This is a genomic window from Halorubrum halophilum, from assembly GCF_000739595.1.
Classification (GTDB): domain Archaea; phylum Halobacteriota; class Halobacteria; order Halobacteriales; family Haloferacaceae; genus Halorubrum; species Halorubrum halophilum.
The window spans coordinates 18364-40025 of the sequence record NZ_BBJP01000014.1 but is presented as its reverse complement, the minus strand read 5'-3'; the positions used below and the strand labels follow the sequence as shown (position 1 = coordinate 40025).

The 21662-nt window shown below is 69.2% G+C and carries 16 protein-coding genes; 13 read left to right on the top strand and 3 right to left on the bottom strand.

The annotated features are described in order from the left end of the window. The first annotated feature begins 4 nt into the window (after positions 1-4). From ACP96_RS05700 to ACP96_RS05685, 4 genes are all read left to right on the top strand, one after another. The gene (locus ACP96_RS05700; RefSeq protein ID WP_050032638.1) at positions 5-1987 is read left to right on the top strand and encodes an AMP-binding protein; all 1983 of its coding nucleotides are present in this window, start codon (positions 5-7) and stop codon (positions 1985-1987) included. Between the two features lie 64 nt (positions 1988-2051). Further along, positions 2052-3200 carry an acyl-CoA dehydrogenase family protein gene (locus ACP96_RS05695; RefSeq protein WP_050025228.1) on the top strand — a complete coding sequence of 383 codons (1149 nt, stop codon included), beginning with the start codon at positions 2052-2054 and terminating at the stop codon, positions 3198-3200. Between the two features lie 71 nt (positions 3201-3271). Beyond that, a complete protein-coding gene (locus tag ACP96_RS05690) occupies positions 3272-5110 on the top strand; it encodes a MutS-related protein (RefSeq protein WP_050032570.1) in 1839 nt (612 codons plus the stop codon). Then, entirely contained in the window at positions 5103-5573 is a 471-nt protein-coding gene (locus tag ACP96_RS05685) for a hypothetical protein (RefSeq protein ID WP_050032569.1), read from the top strand. The genes ACP96_RS05690 and ACP96_RS05685 overlap by 8 nt, the downstream gene beginning before the upstream one ends. A 495-nt stretch (positions 5574-6068) precedes the next feature. Here the strand turns inward: ACP96_RS05685 and ACP96_RS05680 are convergent, their stop codons facing one another. Further along, on the bottom strand, positions 6069-10844 hold the full coding sequence (locus ACP96_RS05680; protein ID WP_050032568.1) for a glycoside hydrolase family 15 protein: 4776 nt from the start codon (positions 10842-10844) through the stop codon (positions 6069-6071). 144 nt (positions 10845-10988) lie between these two features. On the opposite strand from ACP96_RS05680, the gene malA reads away from it, so the two are divergent. Genes malA through ACP96_RS05665 form a run of 3 tightly spaced genes read left to right on the top strand, consistent with a single transcriptional unit; the run spans position 10989 to position 15686 of the window. Then, positions 10989-13100, top strand: coding sequence for an alpha-amylase MalA (gene malA / locus ACP96_RS05675; RefSeq protein ID WP_050032567.1), 2112 nt, complete (start codon positions 10989-10991; stop codon positions 13098-13100). Between the two features lie 60 nt (positions 13101-13160). Next, on the top strand, positions 13161-14651 hold the full coding sequence (malQ, locus tag ACP96_RS05670) for a 4-alpha-glucanotransferase (RefSeq protein WP_050032566.1): 1491 nt from the start codon (positions 13161-13163) through the stop codon (positions 14649-14651). Positions 14652-14654: 3 nt separating this feature from the next. Then, on the top strand, positions 14655-15686 hold the full coding sequence (locus ACP96_RS05665) for a sodium:calcium antiporter (RefSeq protein ID WP_050032565.1): 1032 nt from the start codon (positions 14655-14657) through the stop codon (positions 15684-15686). A 21-nt stretch (positions 15687-15707) separates the two neighbouring features. Here the strand turns inward: ACP96_RS05665 and ACP96_RS05660 are convergent, their stop codons facing one another. Next, positions 15708-15920: a PLDc N-terminal domain-containing protein gene (locus ACP96_RS05660; protein ID WP_050026762.1), complete on the bottom strand. Its 213-nt coding sequence runs from the start codon at positions 15918-15920 to the stop codon at positions 15708-15710. A 238-nt stretch (positions 15921-16158) separates the two neighbouring features. On the opposite strand from ACP96_RS05660, the gene ACP96_RS05655 reads away from it, so the two are divergent. From ACP96_RS05655 to ACP96_RS05635, 5 genes are all read left to right on the top strand, one after another. Continuing rightward, positions 16159-17115: a mechanosensitive ion channel family protein gene (locus ACP96_RS05655; protein ID WP_050032637.1), complete on the top strand. Its 957-nt coding sequence runs from the start codon at positions 16159-16161 to the stop codon at positions 17113-17115. Between the two features lie 67 nt (positions 17116-17182). Next, a complete protein-coding gene (locus tag ACP96_RS05650; RefSeq protein ID WP_008003187.1) occupies positions 17183-17464 on the top strand; it encodes a winged helix-turn-helix domain-containing protein in 282 nt (93 codons plus the stop codon). Positions 17465-17563: 99 nt separating this feature from the next. Next, positions 17564-17869: a hypothetical protein gene (locus ACP96_RS05645; RefSeq protein WP_050026761.1), complete on the top strand. Its 306-nt coding sequence runs from the start codon at positions 17564-17566 to the stop codon at positions 17867-17869. A 642-nt stretch (positions 17870-18511) separates the two neighbouring features. Further along, on the top strand, positions 18512-19174 hold the full coding sequence (locus tag ACP96_RS05640; protein WP_050032564.1) for a DUF7282 domain-containing protein: 663 nt from the start codon (positions 18512-18514) through the stop codon (positions 19172-19174). A gap of 275 nt (positions 19175-19449) precedes the next feature. Next, a complete protein-coding gene (locus ACP96_RS05635; protein ID WP_050032634.1) occupies positions 19450-20451 on the top strand; it encodes a transcription initiation factor IIB in 1002 nt (333 codons plus the stop codon). A gap of 68 nt (positions 20452-20519) precedes the next feature. Here the strand turns inward: ACP96_RS05635 and ACP96_RS17560 are convergent, their stop codons facing one another. Then, positions 20520-21155: an IS6 family transposase gene (locus tag ACP96_RS17560; RefSeq protein ID WP_082222471.1), complete on the bottom strand. Its 636-nt coding sequence runs from the start codon at positions 21153-21155 to the stop codon at positions 20520-20522. Between the two features lie 103 nt (positions 21156-21258). Here ACP96_RS17560 and ACP96_RS05630 point away from each other — a divergent pair, with 103 nt between their 5' ends. After that, the gene (locus tag ACP96_RS05630; RefSeq protein WP_050026851.1) at positions 21259-21438 is read left to right on the top strand and encodes a DUF7836 family putative zinc-binding protein; all 180 of its coding nucleotides are present in this window, start codon (positions 21259-21261) and stop codon (positions 21436-21438) included. The last annotated feature ends 224 nt before the right edge of the window (positions 21439-21662 follow it).

Sequence of the window (21662 nt, the reverse complement as noted above, 5' to 3'; positions counted from 1 at the left end):
GACGATGCGCGACTGGCTGTCACACCGCGTCGCCTCCTCGCCGGACCACACCGCGTTGATACGGGCCGAAGATGGAGAGGCGTGGACCTACACCGACCTCGATCGGCTCGTCTCCGAGACCGCCGGACGTCTCGTCGCCCACGGCATCGAGGCGGACGACAGGCTGGGCGTGCTCACGCCGCCGTACGTCGGCACGGTGGGGCTCGTCCACGCGGCGATGCGGATCGGGGCGACCTTCGTCCCGCTGGGACAGGAGCTCACCGAGCGCGAGCTCGCCGAACGTGTCGAGCGGGCCGACCTCGACGCGGTGGTGTGCGCGGAGCCGACGGAAGACGCCGCGCTCGGCGCGATCGAGGAGTGTGCCACGGACAGCGAGGTCCCGGTGTTCTCCGTCGACGATCCGGCCGCCGAGGGCGTCACGGCGGTCCACGGCGTCGAACCCGAGCCGGTCCATCCGCCGGAGTGGGCGGAGTCGGAGTACCTCTGTATCCTGTTCACGTCGGGGACGACGGGCGAGCCCAAGCCCGTCCCGCTCACCGCGGGTAACATCTACAGCTCGGCCGTCGCCTCCGCGTTCCGGCTCGGCGTCGATCGCGGGGACCGGTGGCTCGTGTCGCTGTCGCTCCACCACATGGGCGGGCTTGCCCCGGTGTACCGCTCCGCGCTGTACGGGACGACGCTCGTGCTCCGCGAGGGGTTCGACCCGGGCGGCACCGCGGACGACATCGACACCTACGACGTGACCGGTATCTCGCTGGTCCCGACGATGCTCCAACGCATGCTCGACCGTCGAGGGACGCTCTCGGACACGCTCCGGGTGGTCCTGCTCGGCGGGGCGCCCGCCCCGGACGAACTGGTCGAGCGCTGCCGCGACTACTCGATCCCGGTGTATCCGACCTACGGGATGACCGAGTCGGCCTCACAGATCGCGACCGCGACGCCGCGACAGACGAAGAGCCGGATCGGCACCGTCGGTCGACCGCTGTTCGGTACCGACGTGACGGTCGTCGACGAGGACGGAACGCCGGTCGAACCGGGAGAGAGCGGCGAGATCGTCGTCGACGGCCCGACGGTGACTCCCGGGTACATCGACGGGGAGGACGGAACCGACGGAGAGCGCGACAGCGACGAAGACGGCCGAGACGCCGCCACCGCCCTTGACCGCTCGGCGTTCGGCCCGCACGGCCTCCACACCGGCGACGTGGGTCGCGTCGACGACGGGGGGTTCCTCTACGTGCTCAACCGGCTCGACGACCGGATCGTCACCGGGGGTGAGAACGTCGAACCCGGCGAGGTGGTCGACGTGCTCCGGGAGTTCCCGGCGGTCGAGGACGCCGCCGTGGTCGGGCTCGACGACGACGTGTGGGGCGAGCGCGTCTCGGCGCTGCTCGCCGTCGGCGACCGGGTAGAAGGCGGCGGAGAGGGTGGAAGCGGCGGAGACGGCGGAGCCATCGGTGAGGGAGATGCGGACGAGAGAGATGCGGACGAGAGGGGCGCTGACGAGAGAGACGCGGACGACGAAGGAGCGGACGGCGAACCCGCAGACGAGGACGGTCCCGGCGAGACCGCCGGGCCGCCGCTCGTGGACGAGGAGCGACTCGTCTCGTTCGCGCGGGACCGGCTCGCGGGGTTCAAGATCCCGAAGACCGTCGCGTACGTCGACGAGCTCCCCCGGACCGTGTCGGGGACCGTCGACCGGGAAGCGGTGCGCGAAGTCCTCCGCGAGCGCGGGCATGACCCCCGGAGCGACGCCGATCTGGAGACCGCAGGGTTCGAGCCCGCCGAGCCGACTGAACCGGCCGAATCGGACGACGCGGACGACGCGACTGAGACGACTGATACGGATGAGTCGGTGACACCCGACCCTCCGTCGAACGACCGTGACGAGAACGCGGACGGCGAAGACGACGACAGCGAAAGCAGCGCTGACGGCGACCGTGAGGAGGACGGCGGAAGCGACGACCCGGCGAGCGACCGTAACGACTGATAAACTGTCCCGGTGTTTTTCGTTATTCCACGAACGTTTTGACTACGGGGTCCGCACATGGCGCATGGACCTACTTGACGACAGTATCGTCCCGGAGCGCGCGAGGGACGTGAAGGCAGAGGCCCGCGAGTTCGCCGACGAGTACATCGCCCCGAACGCCGAGGCGTACTACGACTCCGGCGAGTACCCGTGGGAGGTGCTGGAGGCGGGGATGGACGCCGGACTCGTCGCGCAGGACATCGGCGAGGAGTACGGCGGGAAGGGGTTCGACCTCGCGCAGGTGCTCGCGATCGCGGAGGAGTTCTACCGCGCCGACGCCGGCATCGCGCTCACACTCCAGCTCGCCAGCTTCGGCGCGGAGATGGTCGAGCAGTACGGCACCGACGCACAGAAGGAGGAGTACCTCCGGCCGGTCGCAGAGAACGACCAAATTTCGGGGCTCGCCGTCTCCGAGCCCGAGACGGGCTCCGACCTCGCGGGGATGACGACGAAGGCGGAGAAGGTCGAGGGCGGCTACGAGCTCACCGGCGAGAAGTACTGGGTCGGCAACGCGGTCGAGGCAGACTGGCTCACCGTCTACGCGAAGACCGGCGAGAGCGACGACCGCTACTCCAACTACACGCTGTTCATCGTCGAAACGGACTCGGACGGCTACGAGGCCGAACACATCCCGGAGAAGATGGGGATGCGCGCCTCCAAGCAGGGCCACATCGTCTTCGAGGACTGCTTCGTCCCCGAGGAGAACGTCGTCGGCAGCGAGGGCGGCGGCTTCTACGTCCTCGCCGACTTCTTCAACCACGGCCGCGTGATCGTCGGGGGTCACGGGCTCGGGCTCGCCGCCGCCGCCATCGAGGAGGCCGAGGAGTTCGTCCACGGGCGCAACGCCTTCGGCCGCACCGTCAACGAGTTTCAGGCGGTCCAGCACACTCTCTCGGACATGCGGATCGGCTTCGAGTCGGCGCGCGCGCTCAACTGGCGCGCCTGTGAGAAGGTCGCGGACAACGACGACGCCGGCTACTGGGCCGCGCTGGCGAAGACCAAATCAACCGAGGTCGCGGCCGACTGCGCCGAGAAGGGCATGAAGCTCCACGGCGGGCGCTCGATCCTCACCGACCGCCGGATCGCTCGCGTCTACCGCGACGTGCGCATTCCGGTGATCTACGAGGGCGCGAACGACATCCAGCGGAACCTGATCTACCGGCAGTCGCGGTGAGGTGACGTCGTCCTCCTCGGGGTGACGCGCCCCGACGAAAACGCCAAGACGCCGGGGGGACAGTACCGCGTATGCGACTGGAGGACTACTGGGGGATCGGCCCCAAGACGAGCGAGCGGCTCACGGAGTCGCTCGGGACCGAGCGCGCGGTCGAGGCGATCGAGTCGGCCGACGTGCGGGCGCTCGTCGACGCCGGGCTCCACCGCGGGCGAGCCACCCGGATCCTCCGCCGGGCCAACGGCGAGGCCGGCATGGACGTCCTCGCGACCGGCGACACGCGCTCGGTGTACGACGATCTCCTCGGACTGGCGGCGGGCCACGCGCTGACCGCCCACGCCGCCGACCGGATCCGCGTGCTGACGCCGCTCACCGACCGCGAGGCGGTCGAGTCCCGACTCGACGACGTGATCGCCGCCCGCGACGCGTGGGAGGAACTCGACGACGACGAGCGCGAGCAAGTGACCGAGGCGTTCGACGGCTACGACGACGCCGAGGGCTCGGATCTGGCGGCCGTCGAGACCGCCGTCGCGCTGCGCGAGGTCGGTCTCACGGACGAGCCCTTCGAGGACATCGGCGCGCTTGACGGGGATGCCCTGCGCGACGCCGCCGACGCCCTCGCCGACGTGCGGGGCGCGATCGACCCGACGGGCGCCGGCGGCGACGGCGAGATCGAGGTCGCGCGCGGCGCGGACGACGAGCTGGACCGGCGGCGCGATCAGCTCGACGCGGCCCGGGACCTCGCGAACTCGGCGTTCGACGTGCTCGACGCGGTCCGAGACGGCTCCCTGCGCGACTTCGAGGCGCTGGAGGCCGCGACGATCGACCACGTCGCGCGCGAGACCGGCGTCGACCCGGCGACGGTGCGATCGGTCTCGCCGGACGAGGCGCTCGACGCGGCCGACTTCGTCTCCGCCACCCTCCGCGATCTGGTGACAGAACTGGAGGGGGCGGTCGCGGAGCGCGAGGAGACCGTCGCCGCCGACATCCGCGAGCGGATCGGCGGGATGCGAATCGAGGGAGAGGGAGAAGAGAACAGTGAGGAGAGCACAAACACCGTCGCCGGCGCAGTCGCGGCCGTCTCCGACGCCGCCTTCCTGCTGTCGCTCGCGCGCTTCGCGGCCGCGTTCGACCTGACCCGACCGACCCTCGTCGACGACGGCGTCGCCGTGCGAAACGCTCGCAACCTCTTCATCGACGGCGAGGTCCAGCCGGTGTCGTACGCGATCGGCTCGCACTCGCTCGCGGGCGAGCCCGGCGTGGCGAGCGCCGAGGCACCGCCGACCGGTGACCGCGTGAGCGTCCTCACAGGGGCGAACTCCGGCGGGAAGACCACCCTGTTGGAGACGCTGTGTGCGGTCGCGCTGTTAGCGTCGATGGGGCTCCCCGTGCCGGCCGAAGAGGCGGAGGTCGGCGCGTTCGACCGGATCGTCTTCCACCGCCGACACGCCTCCTTCAACGCCGGCGTGCTGGAGTCGACGCTGAAGTCGGTCGTGCCGCCGCTGGTCGCCGACGGGCGGACCCTGATGCTCGTCGACGAGTTCGAGGCGATCACGGAGCCGGGACGCGCGGCGGACCTCTTAAACGGGCTCGTCACCCTCACCGTCGATCGGGGCGCCTTGGGTATCTACGTCACCCACCTCGCGGACGACCTGAGTCCGCTCCCGGACCTCGCCCGGATCGACGGTATCTTCGCCGAGGGGCTCACGAACGACCTCGACCTCCGGGTCGACTACCAGCCGCGGTTCGGCACGGTCGGGAAGTCGACGCCGGAGTTCATCGTCTCGCGGCTGGTGGCGAACGCGAGGGACCGCGGCGTCCGCGCCGGGTTCGAGCACCTCGCCGGCGCCGTCGGCGAGGAGGCGGTCCAGCGCACCCTCTCGGACGCGGAGTGGTCGAGGGAGGATGACTGACGAGGAGTCGTCCGCGTCCGGCGACCCGAGCCAGATCCGGTCGGTCGCGGTCCACCGCGACGACGTGGCGACCGCGCTGGAGGCGACGCTGCGAAGCGACCGCGCGGTCGTGCTCCGCGTGACGCCGCCTTTCTCGGGGAGGATGCGCGCGCGACTGCACAGCCTCGGGACGAGCGACGGGGCGACGCCCGACGACGACAGCGGCGAGGAGTCTGGTCCCGCCCCGATCCACATCGACCCGCACGACCTCGTCTCGGACGTGCCCCCGTATCCGGAGGTGGACGAAACGATGGCGGACAACCCGGACGCCGACGTGGAGACCCGCCGGAAGCGACACACCGAGGCCGTCGAGTCGTGGCGCGAGACGGTTCGAGAGTCGGTGGTGGACGGCGTCGAACTCGACGTTGGCGGCGATGACGGAGACGCGGAGCCCGTCGAAGTCGACGTGGCCGCGCTCGGATGAGCGCCCCCCGATCGGTGACAGCGGCGGGCGATAGCGGGGGTAGGTGTTGCAGTTCGTCGCTAGTGATGCGATATTTAAATAGCCGAGAGCGAGCACAACGGTTGCTTATAAATGATGGCGGTGGCGCGTGCCTGCGAGGCCGCTTCGTGGCCGAGCAGCACCGCGCGAGGGAGTCGCTGGCGGCGCCAGCCGCCAGCGACGAGGCTGGGGAGGTGTGAGGCTGTGCGGTGCGGTCGGGTGGGACTCAAAGGGGCAGCCGTGAGGACGGCGCAGGCGACGTAAGGACCGCAAGGAGCGAACGGAGTGAGTGACTGAGGACCGCAGCGAGCGTGCGCCGTCCTCACGGCTGGGGCTTTGGAGATCGTCACCGCAGCGTCGTCGATCGCTTATAAACAACCGATCCACCACAGAGATTCACGTACTCCCGCTATCGATCAAGAAGCAGCCATCAGCGGCCGACCGGTTTCACAGAACCGGTTTAAAAACCGCGCTCGGCTACAGCCGGAGCCGCTCGACCGCGGTGCCGGCGCCCGAGAACTCGCCGAGGATCGTCTCGGCGTCGACCGTCTCGTTGTCCGCGTCTTCGCCCTCCGCGTCGCCATCACCGTCCCCAACCCCGTCAGTGTTCGCGGCGGCGACGATGATCGTCTTCGCGTCGAGCGCGGGGTCGAGGCGGAACTCGTACTCGCCGCCTTCCGGCGTCGCGAGCTCGGAGCCGTCGGGCGTGTACACCGCGACCGTGTCCGCGTCGGTCACGCCGGCGACGACGAGGGCGTCGTCGACGTACTCCGCGGTCGCCGTCAACTCCGGCGCGGCCGAGCCGTCGCGCTCGACGTAGCGGTCGCGGACGACCGTGGGCGTCTCGACCGGTTCGCCGGCGTCGACCCCGTGCGCGAGTCGGATGAAGCCGGCCATCGACCACGCGAGGGGGGTCGCCCCCCCGGTGCCCTCGCCGAACTCCCAGCCGTAGTCGGTCGGGTGCTCGCGGTCCCACACCTGCTCGGGGAGCATCCGCCCGGAGTTGCCGAACCCGGCCATCGTCTCCAAGAGGGCGTCGGGTTCGAGGGCGTCCTCGTCGGTGCCGCCGAAAGCGTCGGGGCCGTCGGCGCGGGCGCGCAGCTCGTACTCGCCGCGCTCGCCCGTGAAGATCGGCCAGAGGCGCCCGCGGCCGTCGCCGGTCCCGGCCCACGGGCCGCCGGGGTCGCCGCGCGCGATCTCCCCGTACGCGTCGCCGACGTACCGGTACCACGCGGGGCCGTACGGGGTATCGACGCGGATCGAGTCGTCGACGACCGACACGGAGTTCCGGACCGCGTCGTCGTCGGCGGGCTTCACGCCGAGCCGGACCAGTTCGAGGAAGCCGCCGTCGACGATCTCCCGCTCGTCGTAGGTGGGGCCGTCGTTGGCGATCGTCCGCGGGCGGCCGGCCTCGGGGTCGCCGTCGGCCGTGACCCGCACGTAGTAGGGGGTCTCACCGTGTCGCTCGGTGCCCGTGTTCGTCGCGCACCACTCCTCGACGCGGGCCGTCCAATCGTCCGCCAGCGCGAGCCACGCGAGGGCGTCGGCGCGGAGCGAGTCGGGGTCGGCCGCCGACCCGGAGCCGGCGGAGCCGTCGCCCGCCTCGATCCGGTCGGCCTCGGCGACCGCGAGCGCGGCCCCGCAGACGAGCCCCGCGATCTCGGCGGCGATGCTCGACGGCGAGAAGCCGGCCTCCTCCTCCCAGCGCTCTTGGGCCGTCTCGGGGCCGTTGGCGGCGATGTAGCCGAGCGATTGTCGGACCTGACCGTAGGTGTAGTCGGCCTCGCCGGGCGCGATCCCGTGTTCGTACAGCTGCCAGGCCATCACCGAGGGGAAGGCGATGTTGTCCATCTGCTCGCCGCCCCACCGCGTGCGCCCGTCGATGTAGGTGTTCTGCGGGAGGAACCCGTCGTCGTCCTGCTGGGTGTTGTAGAGGTAGGCGAGCGCGTCGGCGCCGCGCTTGACCTCGCCGACCTCGATCAGCGCGGTGAACACCTGGTAGAGGTCGCGCGACCAGACGAAGTTGTAGCCGTAGCCGCGGTCCTCGGCGGCGTACTCGGTCTCGCCCCACGGGACCGAGGGGCTGGCGATCCCCGCGCCGTCGTGCCGTTTGTCCTCGACGGCCGCGAGCGTCATCAGCGCGAACCGGTACTGCGTCTCCAACTCCGCGTCGCCGGTCACGGAGGCGGGGAACTTCCGGTCCGCGAGCCACCCGCGCCACGTCTCGACGTACGACTCGGAGACGGCGTCGAACCCCCGCGAGATGGCGCCGCGCGCCTCGCCCAGCGCCGCGGCGGTGTCCGCCTGCTCGGCGAACCCGAGCGCGACCGCGTCCGAGATTTCGGTGCCGCTCCCGACGAGCCCGGCGAGGACGACGTTTCCGGCCGCCTCCGCGATCCCCTCGCCGCGCTCCCCGTCGGCGAACAGCGCGTCGGCCTCGTGGCCGCCGGCCACGAGGGCGCTCGCCCAGTCGAAGCCACCGGCGCTGTCGAGCGCGAGCGCGACCTCGAAGGAGTCGCCCTCGTCGTCGACGAGCTTGCCTGGATCGCGCTCGGCCGCGTCGTCGTTGCGCGCGAGCAGGTGGTACCCGTCCGAGTCGCCAACCCGGTCGCCGCGGTCGTTCGTCCCGACGTTCGTGACCGTGGTGTCGACGAGGGCGTACACGTCGTACTCGCGGCTCCCCTCGAACGACACGTCGGCGAGGATCGCGTCGCCGTCGGTGTCGACCGCGTACTCGACCGTGAGCGTCCAGCTGTGCCCGTGGCCGTCGCCCGTCTCGCGGATCGTCTGCGTGTACGCGAGGGCGTCGTCGACGGTCGGCTCCGTGGTCCGCTCGACCGTCTCCGTCGCGGTCACGTGGCTCGTCTCGTCGAAGGTCCGGACCGTGTACCCCGTCTCCGGGTTGGCGACGAGGAAGTCGAACGTCCGGACGTTCATCACGTCGATCCGCGGGAACCGGGCCTCGGTGAGCGCGCCCTCGGTCAGGGTGAACCAGACCGGTACCGGGTCGTCGGCCTCGTGGTCGGCGGGCGTGCCGACGCCGAACTTCCGGCCGGTCGTCCAGTGGGGCGCCTCGTCGGGCCCCCGCGGCTCGTCGTGCGGGACCGGGAGCGCCCCGTGTCGCGCGAGCGTCACAGTCGCGTCGATCCGGAGGGCGTGCGACCACGCGATCGGGGTCGCGCCGTCGAGATCCCCGTCGTCGAACGCCTGCTCGGCGATGAGCCCGGCGTCGTTGACGAACGGGCCGTCGGGCTCGCACAGCGCGTAGAGGTCGCGCGCGGCGCCGAACAGGTCGGCGGGGTCCCCGCCACGCTCGCGGACGAGCCCGCCGAGCTCGGCGGCGGCGGTCGACCCCCACAGCGTCGCGATCGACCACACCTTCGCGCCGCCCTGCTCTGCGGTGCGCCAGTCGTCGCCGGTGAACCTGACGAGCCCCTCCACGTCGGCGGTCTCGCGGCGGAGATCGCCGACCGTCGTCAGCACGTGGGTCGTCACGCGGTCGAGGAAGGCGTCGAAGTCGACCGCGGCGGCCGCGGTGGGAGCCGACCCGCCGTCGGTACCGATCGCCTCGCGCTCGTCGCGCAGTCCCGCGTACTCGGTCGCGGCGCTCGCGAGCGCGAACGTGCTGGCGTCCGGCCGGTCGTCGCGGCTCTCCGCGCTCGCGCGCTGCGGGAACCGCTCCGTGTCCGGGTTCCACCGGTCGTGCAGCCCGGCGAGAGCGGCGTCGGCCGCCTCGGCGGCGTCGGCCCGCACCTCGTCGGGAAGCGGCGCGCGTGCCGCGGCGGCGAACGCGCGGAGGTACGTCGCGCCGGTGTGAGTAAAGCGGCCGAGCGCGTTCTCCCAGCAGTTCTGGCACCGGCGCGGGAGGCCGTCGTCCTCGGTCGTCTCGCGGAGGAACGCGAGGGCGTCGACGATGGTGTCGTCGACGCGGTCGCGCCACTCCGGGGGGAGGTCGGTGGTCCGACGAAGCCGGGCGAGGAAGGCGACGACCGACGCGGGCTGATCGAGCTGATCGTTCGGGCCGGCGGTGGCGTTCGCGCCCTCGATCCGAGCGTTCGCCCAGCCGGGCGCGACCTTGCCGGAGTCGGCCCACACCCGGTGGGGCCACGAGCCGTCGGCGTCCTGCGTCCGACAGAAGAAGGAGGCGGTCGCGAGGAGCTCCTCGTCGGCGTCGAGGCCGAGCACGTCGCTCGCGCCGAGCAGGGCCAGCGACGTCTCCGCCTCGTCGCGGAACCAGGTGTAGCCGTACCCGCCGGAGGTGGAGTAGAACGGGTCGAACTCGGGGGCGGCGATCCGCGCGCCGGACTCGGCGGTGAGAAGGTCGAGCGCGCGGAGATCGCTCGCGACCACCGACCGGCGCGGCACGTCGTCGGGGACGGTCGGGCCACGGCCCTCGGCCGCGTCGCGGAGGTCGTCGGCGTCGGGGTAGGCGGTCGCGATCCGCGACAGCTCCTCGATCCGGCGCTGGCGGTCCGGACCGTCGGAAACCGCGTCCTTGGCGTCGTCGACCGTCTCGCGGGTCTCCCGCCTGTCGAGGACGGCGCGGCTCGCGAGCGTGACGCGCTCGGTCCGGCCGTCGCGCTCGAACGGGGCGCGGACGACCACGTCCGGGGTGAGCCGGGAGTCCTCGCGCTGGTCGATCTCGCCGCGGTGCGGGAACCCGTCGCCGCTCTCGCCGAGCAGCTCGGAGACGGTGCGGAGCCGCTGGCCGTGCGCCGCCGACAGCCCCGTGGAGGCGGTGAGGAAGTCGTGTTCGGTGCGGTGATACACCTCGACGACGCTCCCGCCCTCGGGGCCGGCCTCCTCGTGGACGAGGTTGCCGACGCGCCCCTCGACCATGTCGGGCGAGAACGCGCAGGCCGCGACCAGTTCCGCGCCCGCCGGCGGGGCGCCGCGCAGCTCGACGTGAGTGAGATGGGTGTCGCTCACCACCAGATCGAACTGGTGGATGGTGTAGCGGCCGGCGTCGTACTCGGTCTCGACGAGGGGCGTGTCGCCGTCGTAGTGTTGGCGGGTCGTGGTCAGGTCGTCGAACCAGCGGACGCCCCGCCCGGCCGTGATCCCCATGCGGAGCCGGTCGGCGCCGCCGACTCCGGATAGGGAGTACGAACAGTCGTGGACGGTCCCGTTCGGTCCGACGTGGACCAACCGACCGTCGTCGCCCGTGAACGCGCCGGCGGTGGTGGGACGCTCCGCCGGGTAGCGCTCGCCGCGCCGACGTTCGTGTTCCGTGAGAGCGGTTCGCAGTCGCATGGGTTCCCTGCGATTCCCGAGGTGAAAGCCTTGACGAACGCGGGCGTCTTCGATCCGCGCCGCAGACGCTCGATTCACCGGCGTCCGGCCAGCCGGGGTGACACAGGAGCAACAACGAAGACCCCGGGTGCCGATGTGGGTGACATGCACCATCCCGGACCCCCGAGATTCCTCGCGACCGGCGAGACCACGGAGCTCGCGCCTCGAGATCCGGACCCGAGCGGATCCTACGCGTGGCGCGTCGTCGACGCGCCCCCCGACAGCGAAGCGACCGTCGGAACCGACCCAGTGACCGAGTTCACCCCAGACGTCCCCGGTCGCTATCGGATCGGACTCGACGCGCCGGACGGTGACCACCTGCTGACGGTCCGCGCGTTCCCGTCGAGCTACGAGGGCGTGGACGTGGAGGGCGGAAGCGGGACGGCGATCCGCGACCGAACCGCCGGCGACGCCCCGGTCGACTACGCCGAGCCGCGCAGCGACGAGAGCGTCGGGCGGCCGCGCGTGCGATTGGACGCGAGCGTGGACGAGGGCGGAAACGACGCGGAGTCCGAAATCGTCGTCCGCGCGACCGCGACGCCGAACCCGCACTCCTCGGTCGACGCGGACGACCTGCGAGTGAGGTTCGTCGTCGACGACCGCGACGTCGCGAGCGCGGTCGCGGAGGGGCGGACGAGCCCGCGCGACGCGCTCGAAACCAGCGACGACGGGCGAGCGCTCCGGGTGCCCGCGACCGCGGTCGCGGACCGCCTGCGGGTCCACGGGGTCGCGGTCGCCGCAGAGCCCGGGCAGGAGCCGCGCGTCAGCGTCGCCGACGCGGTCGCGGTCGATCGGAGCGGCGACGGCGCAGGTCGAGGCGACGACGACGGGGACGGACGCGTCGGGGGCCCGGACAGCCCCGACTTCGAGATCGTACGGCTCAACGATCCGCCGGTATGGACGGAAGACGCGACAGTCTACGAGGTGTACGTCCGGACGTTCGCCGAGGGGAGCGACGGTGACAGCGGAGACGAGAAACGGGGCGAGACGTTCGACGCGATCGCGGAGCGGATCCCGACGATCGCGGATCTGGGCGTCGACACCCTGTGGCTGACCCCCATCCTCAAGCACGACGGGAAGCCGCACGGCTACAACATCACCGACTTCTTCGACGTGGCCGACGACCTCGGCGACCGCGACGACTACGAAGCGCTGGTCGAGACGGCCCACGACCACGGGATGCGCGTGCTGTTCGACTTCGTCGCCAACCACACCGCGCGCGACCACGAGTGGTTCCAAGACGCCTACGAGAACCCGGACTCCCCGTACCGAGACCGCTACGAGTGGCAGGAGTCCGGCGAGCCGGGAACGTACTTCGACTGGGAGCTGATCGCGAACCTGAATCACGCGAACCTCGACGTCCGGCGGTTCCTCCTCGACGTGATCGACGAGTGGGCGCCGCTCGTCGACGGGTTCCGGTGCGACATGGCGTGGGCCGTGCCCGACTCCTTCTGGCGCGAGCTCCGTGACCGGGTGAAGGACATCGACCGGGAGTTCCTGCTGATGGACGAGACGATCCCGTACATCCCCGGCTTCCACGAGGGGATGTTCGACGTACACTTCGACGCGACGCTGTACTTCCAGCTCCGCCAGATCGGTCGGGGCGTCGACCCCGCCGCGTCGCTGTTGGACGCGATCGACCAGCGCGCCGAGATCGGCTTCCCGGACCACGCCGAGTTCCTCCAGTACATCGAGAACCACGACGAGACACGCTACCGCGTCGAGTGCGGCGACGCCGCCGCGGCCGCGGCGGGGGCGGCGATCGTCACCCTGCCGGGCGTTCCGATGATCTACGCGGGCCAAGAGATCGGGCAGCGCGGTCGCCGCGACGCGATCGCGTGGGAGCACGCCCGGGAGGGAGTCCGGGATCGCTACGAGCGGCTGCTCGCGGTCCGCGCCGACCACTCCGCGCTCGGGCCCGACGGCGACCTCGATCGGGTGGCGTACCACGTCGCCAGCGGCGACCTCTCGGAGCGACCGATCGTCGCCAGCGGGGAGGTTCACCCGAACGACGTGGTGGCGTTCCGCCGGCGCGACGACGGGGAGTCGCTGGTCGTCGTCCTCAACTTCGCGCCCGAGCCGGCGAGCGTCTCGGTCGGCGTCGACCACGGCAATCGGAACCTCGTGACCGACGAGCCCTGCCTGGTCGTCGACGGCGACGGGACCGAGCGGATCCGCGTCGACGACGTGGCCGTCGTCCGAGAGACCGGGCGCTGAAACCGTCGCCGAAACCGACCGGACGCAACGCTTGAGTCGGTGGGGATCGCAGGGGGACGCATGCGACTCGACCGCTCCGGCGGCGTGTTCTGTCACGTCACCTCGCTCCCGGGGAGACACGGTATCGGCGACCTCGGCGACGGGGCGAAGGCCTTCCTCTCCTTCCTCGGCGACGCCGACGTCCGACACTGGCAGATCTGCCCGCTCGGACCGACGACTGACGGGGCTGCGGAGTCACCCTACCAGTCGCCCTCCGCGTTCGCCGGCAACCCACTCCTGATCGACCTCGACGGGCTCGTCGACGACGGCTGGCTCGACGAGTCCGACCTCGAACCGATCCCCGACTTCCCGGACGACCGGGTCGATTACGAGGCGGTCCGCGAGTACAAGGAGCCGCTGTTGCGGACCGCCTTCGAGCGGTTCGACGAGTCAGACGCGCCCGAAGCGGAAGACGAACTCGACGCCTTCCGCGAACGCGAGCCCTGGCTCGACAACTACGCGCTGTTCCGAGCGCTCTCGGACGCGAGAGACGAGGACACGTGGACCGAGTGGCCCGACCCGCTCCGGACGCGAGATTCCGAGGCGCTCGCCGACGCCCGCGAGCGCCACGCGGCCGAGGTCCGGTTCCGCGAGTTCCTCCAGTGGACCTTCGACCGGCAGTGGCGCGACCTCCGGGCGGTCGCCGAGGAGGAGGGCGTGTCGATCGTCGGGGACGTGCCCATCTACGTCGCGCTCGACTCCGCGGACGTGTGGGCGAACCCCGAGGCGTTCTGGCTCGACGACGACAACCGCCCCGCGGCGGTGGCGGGAGTGCCGCCGAACGCCGGCGACGACGGGCAGCGCTGGGGGAACCCCGTCTACGACTGGGGCCGGCTCGCGGAGCGAGAGTACGACTGGTGGATCGCCCGGTTCCGGCGGCTGTTCGAACTCGCCGACGTGGCCCGGCTCGACCACTTCCTCGGGTTCGCCAAGTACTGGGCGATCCCGGCCGACCGCGACGACCCGGCCGCCGGCGAGTGGCGCCAGGGACCGGGACGCGACCTGTTCGAGGCCGTGGAGCGCGAGCTCGGACAGGCGCCCTTCATCGCCGAGGACCTCGGGTTCGAGGAGCCCGAGATGGACGAGCTGATGGCGGAGTTCGGCTTCCCCGGGATGCGCGTCCCGCAGTACGCCGACTGGTGCGCGGAGGGTGACGAGTACCAGCCGATGCACTATCCCGAGGGCGTCGTCGGCTACACCTCGACCCACGACACGGACACGTGGGTCGGCTACTTCGAGGACCTCCCGGAGCGTCAGCGCGAGTGCTTCCGGTACAACGTCGGCGCCGACGGCGACCGCCCGACCGAGTGGGAGATCATCGACGAGGTGTGGGCCTCGGAGGCGGTGCTGGCGATGACGACGGCACAGGACCTGCTCGGCCTCGGGAGCGAGGCGCGGTTCAACGAGCCGGGGACGATCGACGGCAACTGGGAGTGGCGCGTCCGAAGCGGGGCGCTCGACGACGCGATCGCGGACCGGCTGTGGGAGCTCGCGGGCAAACACGTCAGATAGCCGATGCTCGGCTGGAGCCTCGCGGACGGCTCGGTCCTCCACGTCGCCGTGATCGCCGCCGCGACCGGCGCCATCTGGGTCGGGAGCGGCTGGCTGGAGGAGGCCGCAGAGACGCTCTCGGGGTACTACGGCCTGCCGGCGGTGGTGCAGGGGTCGATCGTGGTCGCCGTCGGGTCGAGCTTCCCGGAGTTCGCGAGCGTCGTCGTCACCGCGATCACCGGCGTCTTCGACATGGGCGTGGGCGCGCTCGTCGGCTCCGCGATCTTCAACGTCCTCGTCATCCCCGCCCTATCGGAGTTCGGCGCCGAGGGCGACCTCGAGACCAGCCGCGCGATCGTGTACAAGGAGGCGCAGTTCTACATGATCGCGGTGTCGGCGCTGGTCGTCACCTTCGCGCTCGCCGTCATCTACTACCCCGTTTCGTCGGACCCGATCGTCGGGGAGCTAACCCGACCCGTCGCCGCGATCCCGCTCGCGCTGTACGGGCTCTACCTGTTCATCCAGTACGAGGACGTCGGCGACGCGGCGGTCGAGCGAGTGCGAGAGGGCGTGGACGCCCGCCGCGAGTGGGGGAGGCTCGCGGCCGGCCTGCTCCTCATCGGCGTCGCCGTCGAGCGGCTGGTCGGGTCGGTCGAGTCGCTCGGGACGGCGTTCGGCGTCCCGGAGTTCCTCGCCGGGGTCACGATCGTCGCGGCGGCGACAAGCCTCCCGGACGCCCTCGTGAGCGTCCGGACCGCTCGCGAGGGGCGTGGAGGCACGAGCCTCGGGAACGTGCTGGGGTCGAACACGTTCGACCTGCTCGTCGCCATCCCGGTGGGGGTGTTGATCGTCGGGAGCGTCGACGTGAACTTCTCCACCGCCGTCCCGATGCTGGGCGTGCTCACCGCGGCGACCGTGCTCCTGTTCGCGACGCTCCGGACAGACCTGTCGCTCACCGAGCGGGAGTCCTCAGTCCTGTTGATCGCGTACCTCTTGTTCGTCGCGTGGGTGGTCGCGGAGACGGTCGGGGCGACGACTGTCCTCAGAGGGGTTTGAGCGGTGATTTCCCGCCGCCTTCTACCGATTCCGACCGAGGATCAGGTACAACACGAGCCCCAGCAGCGGCGCGAGGAACGCCACGATCGCCCACAGGAACGCCGGCTGGTCGCTCCGCTGTTGGGCGTCGGAGTAGATCCACACGATGATGCCGAGCTGTACGAGCAGCATGAGGAGGCCGAACAGGAGAAAGAGCGCGCCGGCTCCTCCTCCCTGCAGTAGTATCGGGGACATCGTCCCCGACGACTCGGGCGAAAAATAAGTGTCTTTGGTTGCTTCGGGAACCTCACGCGACCCGACCACGAACCGTTTCGGGCCGGCAGTCCCCGCTCCGAGCATGGGCCTGCCAGTCGACGCCGACCGACTCTGTGCGGACCTGGAGGCGAACGCGGCGTTCGGGCGGGTCGCGACTCGCGGGGCCGGGGTGTCCCGTCGTCACAACCGTTTTGCCGGTCCGCCGCGACCGACGACCGTGAGACGACCGCTTGGGCTGGGCGCCATCGTCCTCGGCGTCGCCGCCGGCGTGGCGGGCGGGCTCGTGACGACGACGGGGGCGCTCGGCGACTGGCCGGACCTGATCGGCCACCCCGCTCCCCTCGTCGTCGGGCGGGCGCTGCTCGTCGTCGCCGTGTTCGGCGTGCTGTACGGGACGTACCTCCTCTCCGTCCAACTGTTGATGCGGTCGGCGAACAAGCGGCGCGCGTACAACACGCGGAACGTGTTGCGCCTCGCGTTCGGGTTCGTGGGGACGGTCGCGGTGCTCGCGGTGTTGACGGAGAACTGGCTCGGCCTCCTCTTCTCGCTCGGGGTCGTCGGCTTCGCGATCACCTTCGCGCTCCAGCAGCCCCTCCTGTCGCTCATCGCGTGGGTGTACATCACCGTCAAACAGCCGTACGGCGTCGGCGACCGCGTCCGGATCGACGACGCGAAGGGCGACGTGATCGGCGTCGACTTCCTCGTGACGACGCTGTGGGAGATCAACGGCGAGTTAGTGACGACGAACCAGCCGTCCGGCCGGGTGGTGACCGTGCCGAACAGCGTCGTGCTCTCCTCGAACGTGGTCAACTTCGGCGGGGGCGGCTCCCCGTACGTGTGGAACGAGGTCGCCGTGCAGGTCGCCTACGAGACCGACCTCGACTTCGCGCGCGAGGTCATGGCCGAAGAGGCGACCGACCTCCTCGGCGAGGAGATGGCCGCCGGCATCGCGGCGTATCGCGAGGCGCTCGCCGAGACGCCGGTGGAGCTAGAGGTGTACGACCGGCCGACGGTGAACGTGAAACAGGGCGAGTCGTGGGTGGAGCTCCGCGTCCGGTATCTCACCCATCCGCGACGCGGACAGCGGGTCAAGAACCGGCTGTACGAGCGGATCCTCTCACGGTTCAACGAGCATCCCGACAGGGTGGCGTTCCCGGTGAGCCGGAACCGGTAGGTGTCCCCGCATCCGGATCCCGTCCGGGAGCGGTGGAGTTAGGTGGCGCGCCGACGATCGGAATACGATGGAAGCGGCACTCTGGTACGTGCTAACCGGAACGCGGGGCGGAGCGAACCGCGTCCGGCTGTTGCGGGCGCTCGACGACCGCCCGCGGAACGCGAACCAGCTCGCCGAGGACCTCGATCTGGACTACAAGACCGTCCGCCACCACCTCGACGTCCTGATGGACAACGACGTCGTCGAGCGCAGCGGCGACGACTACGGCGCCGTCTACCTGCCGACGCCGCGAGCGCGCCAGCACTGGGACACCATCGAAACGATCATGGAGCAAACAGATGACGACTGACAGATCGGCAGTTCGGACCCGTATCCGCCGGATTGCGGGTCGTATTCGGAACGAATTTGGGAAAGCCGTTATACCCACCCCGCCGATAGCAGGTGTACGATGAGTCTCTGGTTCGACGTAGCGCGGCTCTCAGTGGGGGTGAACGTCGCCCTGCTGCTCGCGCTCGTCTGGGTGTGGGGGCGGAACTACGCGGAGTTCCGCTCGAAGCACGCCCTCGGGTTGGCGATGTTCGGCGTGTTTCTGCTGGGGGAGAACGCCTTCGCGCTGTACATCTACCTGGTCGACCCCATGCTGTCCGTGTGGTTCGCCTCCGACGTCCCCGCCATCGCGTGGCGCGGGATGATGGCGCTACACGTCCTCCAGACCCTCGGACTCCTGTTTCTCGTCTGGATCACGTGGGACTGACTCGATCGAACTCGCTGTTGAGGTAAGCGTGGCGGTGTTTCTCTCGACATCCGTGAACGAGAGCGGGAGTGCGTGTGTCTATTCGGCTGATCGGTTATTTATAAGTGAATGAGTGGTGTTGCCGTTGAGTGTTTATAAGCGATCGACGACCCTTCGGTGAACACTTCCAAAGCCCCAGCCGCCGAGGACGGCGCACGCTCGCTGTGCTCCTCAGTCGCTCGTTTCACTCGCTCCTTGTGGTGCTTACGTCGCCTGCGCCGTCCTCGCGACTGCCCCTTTGAGTCCCACCGCCCGCAACCGCACGGCGCCTCACGCCTCCCCAGCCTCGTCGGTCGCCCTCCGCGTTGCTCCGGACGACCGACTCCCTCGCACCGTCGGTTCGCGGCCCTCCGGGCCGCTCACCGGGGCGCGCCACCGCATTGTTCGTTTATAAGCGATCGTCACCGTTGCTTCCCGTTGTTTAAATAATCGATAACCGTTACCGATCTGCAATACCCACTCCCGCAGTCGATCACTGCTATTCCTGAAACCGGTGTGTTAGCGCTTGAATACTCGTTTTGGGCGGCTTTTCGAACGAATTTGGGTGAGAACGCGGCCGGAGTTCGGGAAATCTCTTTTTATATATCCTCGGTCGACTCTCTCATGCGCAACAGCGCATTGACATTGGCGATAACGGTCGCGGTAGTCGTGTCGGCGGTCGCCGGCGCGGCTGGCGCGGTCGCGGCACAGAGCGGTACCAACGAGGCGAGCGTGAGCTTCGCCGACGGCACGTCCGGTGGGAACACGGTCGTCGTCGACGAGGTCCACGTTCCCGACGGCGGGTTCGTGACGGTTCACGACTCCTCGCTCGCGGACGGCGCCGTGTTCGACTCCATCCGCGGCACCACCGAGTACCTGGAGGCGGGCGTCCACGAGGACGTCCGCGTCCGGCTCGACGACCCCCTGCAGAACGACGACACGGTGTTCGCTATGGCGCACCGCGACACGAACGACAACGAGGCGTACGACTTCCCCAGCAGTGAGGGCAACGAGGACGGGCCGTACGCGGCCGCGGGCGGGCCGGTGATGTCGCCCGCCGATCTGACCGTCGAGAGCGGCGAGGACACCGAGAACATGGAGGGCGAGGATGGTGAGAACGCTGGCGACGACATGTCCGACGACAACATGTCCGACGGCGACGACGAGATGAACGGAGGCGGCGGGAGCGACGAAGACGGAAGCGGCGACGAGGCGCCCGGGTTCGACGTCGCTGTCGCGTTCATCGCGCTGATCGCGGTCGCACTCGTCGCGCGTCGTCGCTCCTGAGACCCGCAGTCGACGGCGACGAGTCGACGGCGGTTCGACACCATTATTTATATACCTCGGAGATGTCGGCTGCGACAGAACGGGTACTCGACGGAGAGGCCGCAGATCGCAGTACCCGGACAGAAGAGACAGATACGGCCTGTTTACAGTATCATCGATGAGAAGGTAGTACAAAGGTTTATATACTTTGGAGACTTACTATTGGTTAACGAATCGGCGAACCCGACGCCAGTATTTCTGTCGGGAGTTCGATCGGTGAAAACACCATGAACACCATGACTGAGACACACATACGCGGCTACGACGGCGAGACGGAGCGAGACCGAACCACGGGGTCGACCGAATCGACCGCAGACGAGACGGAATCGACGAGCGAGCAGACCACGACCTGCCCCGAGTGCGACGGGAACCTCGTGACCGACACGGAGCACGGCGAGACGGTCTGTTCCGACTGCGGGCTCGTCGTCGAGCAGGACTCGGTCGACCGCGGGCCGGAGTGGCGCGCGTTCGACTCCAGCGAGCGCGACAGCAAGTCACGCGTGGGCGCCCCGACGACGAACATGATGCACGACAAGGGGCTCTCGACGAACATCGGCTGGCAGGACAAGGACGCCTACGGCAAGTCCCTGTCCAGCCGCCAGCGCCAGCGAATGCAGCGGTTGCGCACGTGGAACGAGCGGTTCCGCACCCGCGACTCGAAGGAGCGCAACCTCAAACAGGCGCTCGGCGAGATCGACCGCATGGCCTCGGCGCTCGGCCTCCCGGACAACGTCCGCGAGACCGCCTCCGTCATCTACCGCCGCGCGCTGAGCGAGAACCTCCTCCCGGGCCGCTCCATCGAGGGCGTCGCGACCGCAGCGCTGTACGCCGCGGCACGTCAGGCGGGGAATCCCCGAAGCCTCGACGAGTTCACCGCTGTCTCGCGGGTCGACAAGATGGAGCTCACCCGGACGTACCGGTACGTGATCCGAGAGCTCAAACTGGAGATCCAGCCCGCCGACCCCGGGAGCTACGTCCCCCGGTTCGTCTCCCGGCTCGAACTCTCCGAGGAGACCCAGCGGCTGGCCCGCGAGCTGCTCGACGGCGCGACGGAGGCCGGGATCACCAGCGGGAAGTCGCCGGTCGGGCTCGCCGCCTCGGCGGTGTACGCCGCCGCGCTCCTCTCGAACGAGAAGGTGACCCAGAGTCAGGTCTCGGAAGTCGCCGACATCTCCGAAGTCACCATCCGCAACCGGTACAAGGAGCTCCTCGACGCGAGCGAGGGGCTGACCGCCTGAATCACCCCGTTCGACGTTCTCGGCGGCTCCCCCGCGCGGGGGAACGACGCGATCCGAACCGGTAGTGTTCAGATAAGCTGATTCCATGCGAAAGCGAACGATCTCAACCACTCGTTAGCAGTTTCTGCCTCGGCGTTGCTGAAACAGTTTGAGAAACTGGTAGTTCTGCGTTTTACCTCACGAAAGACACGTTCTACGCTGTTCCGATTTCCATGTCGTTCGTATCTGAAATCGAGGCCATGTTTGTCACAGGCTCGGTGAAGTGGAACCGCGCCATCAACGAGAAAGATCGCGTCATCTACATCGTGTTTTTCGCGGAGCTCCGCGAAAAACTGATCTGCGATCACGTTCGTTCTTGCCGGTTCAAGCTTTGTATGGAGTAAATCGTTTGAATCGGGATCGACCGCGGCGTACAGCCAATATTGTTCATCGTCAAGCTGAATCACCGTTTCATCGACCGCAACGTGATTCGGGCACCGACCAGATTCCGGCTGTAGATCGGCCTTATGAACCCAGTTATGAACGGTAGATCGAACCCTATCAACACCAAAAACATCAAGAAACGAGACAGTATTTGAAAGCGATAATTCAGCTAAATGAAGCTGAATACTGAGCTTCATCAACAGCCGCGGTGTTGCTTCTCGCTCCACAAACTCTAAGTTGATCTCGTCTAAACAGCCGCTGAGGCGGTCGTTTTCGGGCATAAGTCACTTTGAAAACGTACCGCCTCACTTTTCAATCCTTATCTGAACACCGCCTCCGAACCGCCACGTACGTTTTTAACCCGGCCGCGTGTACGTCACTCGCATGGTGGATGCGTTCGTCAGACTCGTCTGTCCGGAGTGCAACAAAGAGTGGCAGGACAATCCCGCTGACTTGCAGCGCCTCCGATCGAACTTCAGCTGTCCCGACTGTCACGCGACGCGCCGACTGACGGAGTTCATGCGGACCGAACGCGACCTCGAAGCGGTCAAACAGTTCCAGTAGGTCGGAAGTCGCTCCGGATTCGCTGTTTCCTTCGACCGAGCGCGCGCGACGGGGCGCGATGGTGCGCGATGGCGTACCCGATCCCGGGCGCACTGGCGGTCGAAATTCCTCGGCGCCCGGCGGTCGGTCGCCAGCGGGAAGCTCGCGAACCTTCCCGATCGATAACGCGAAAAAACACGTCTCCGCCCCGCAAACGGGACAATCGGAGCTACCCATGGTAACGT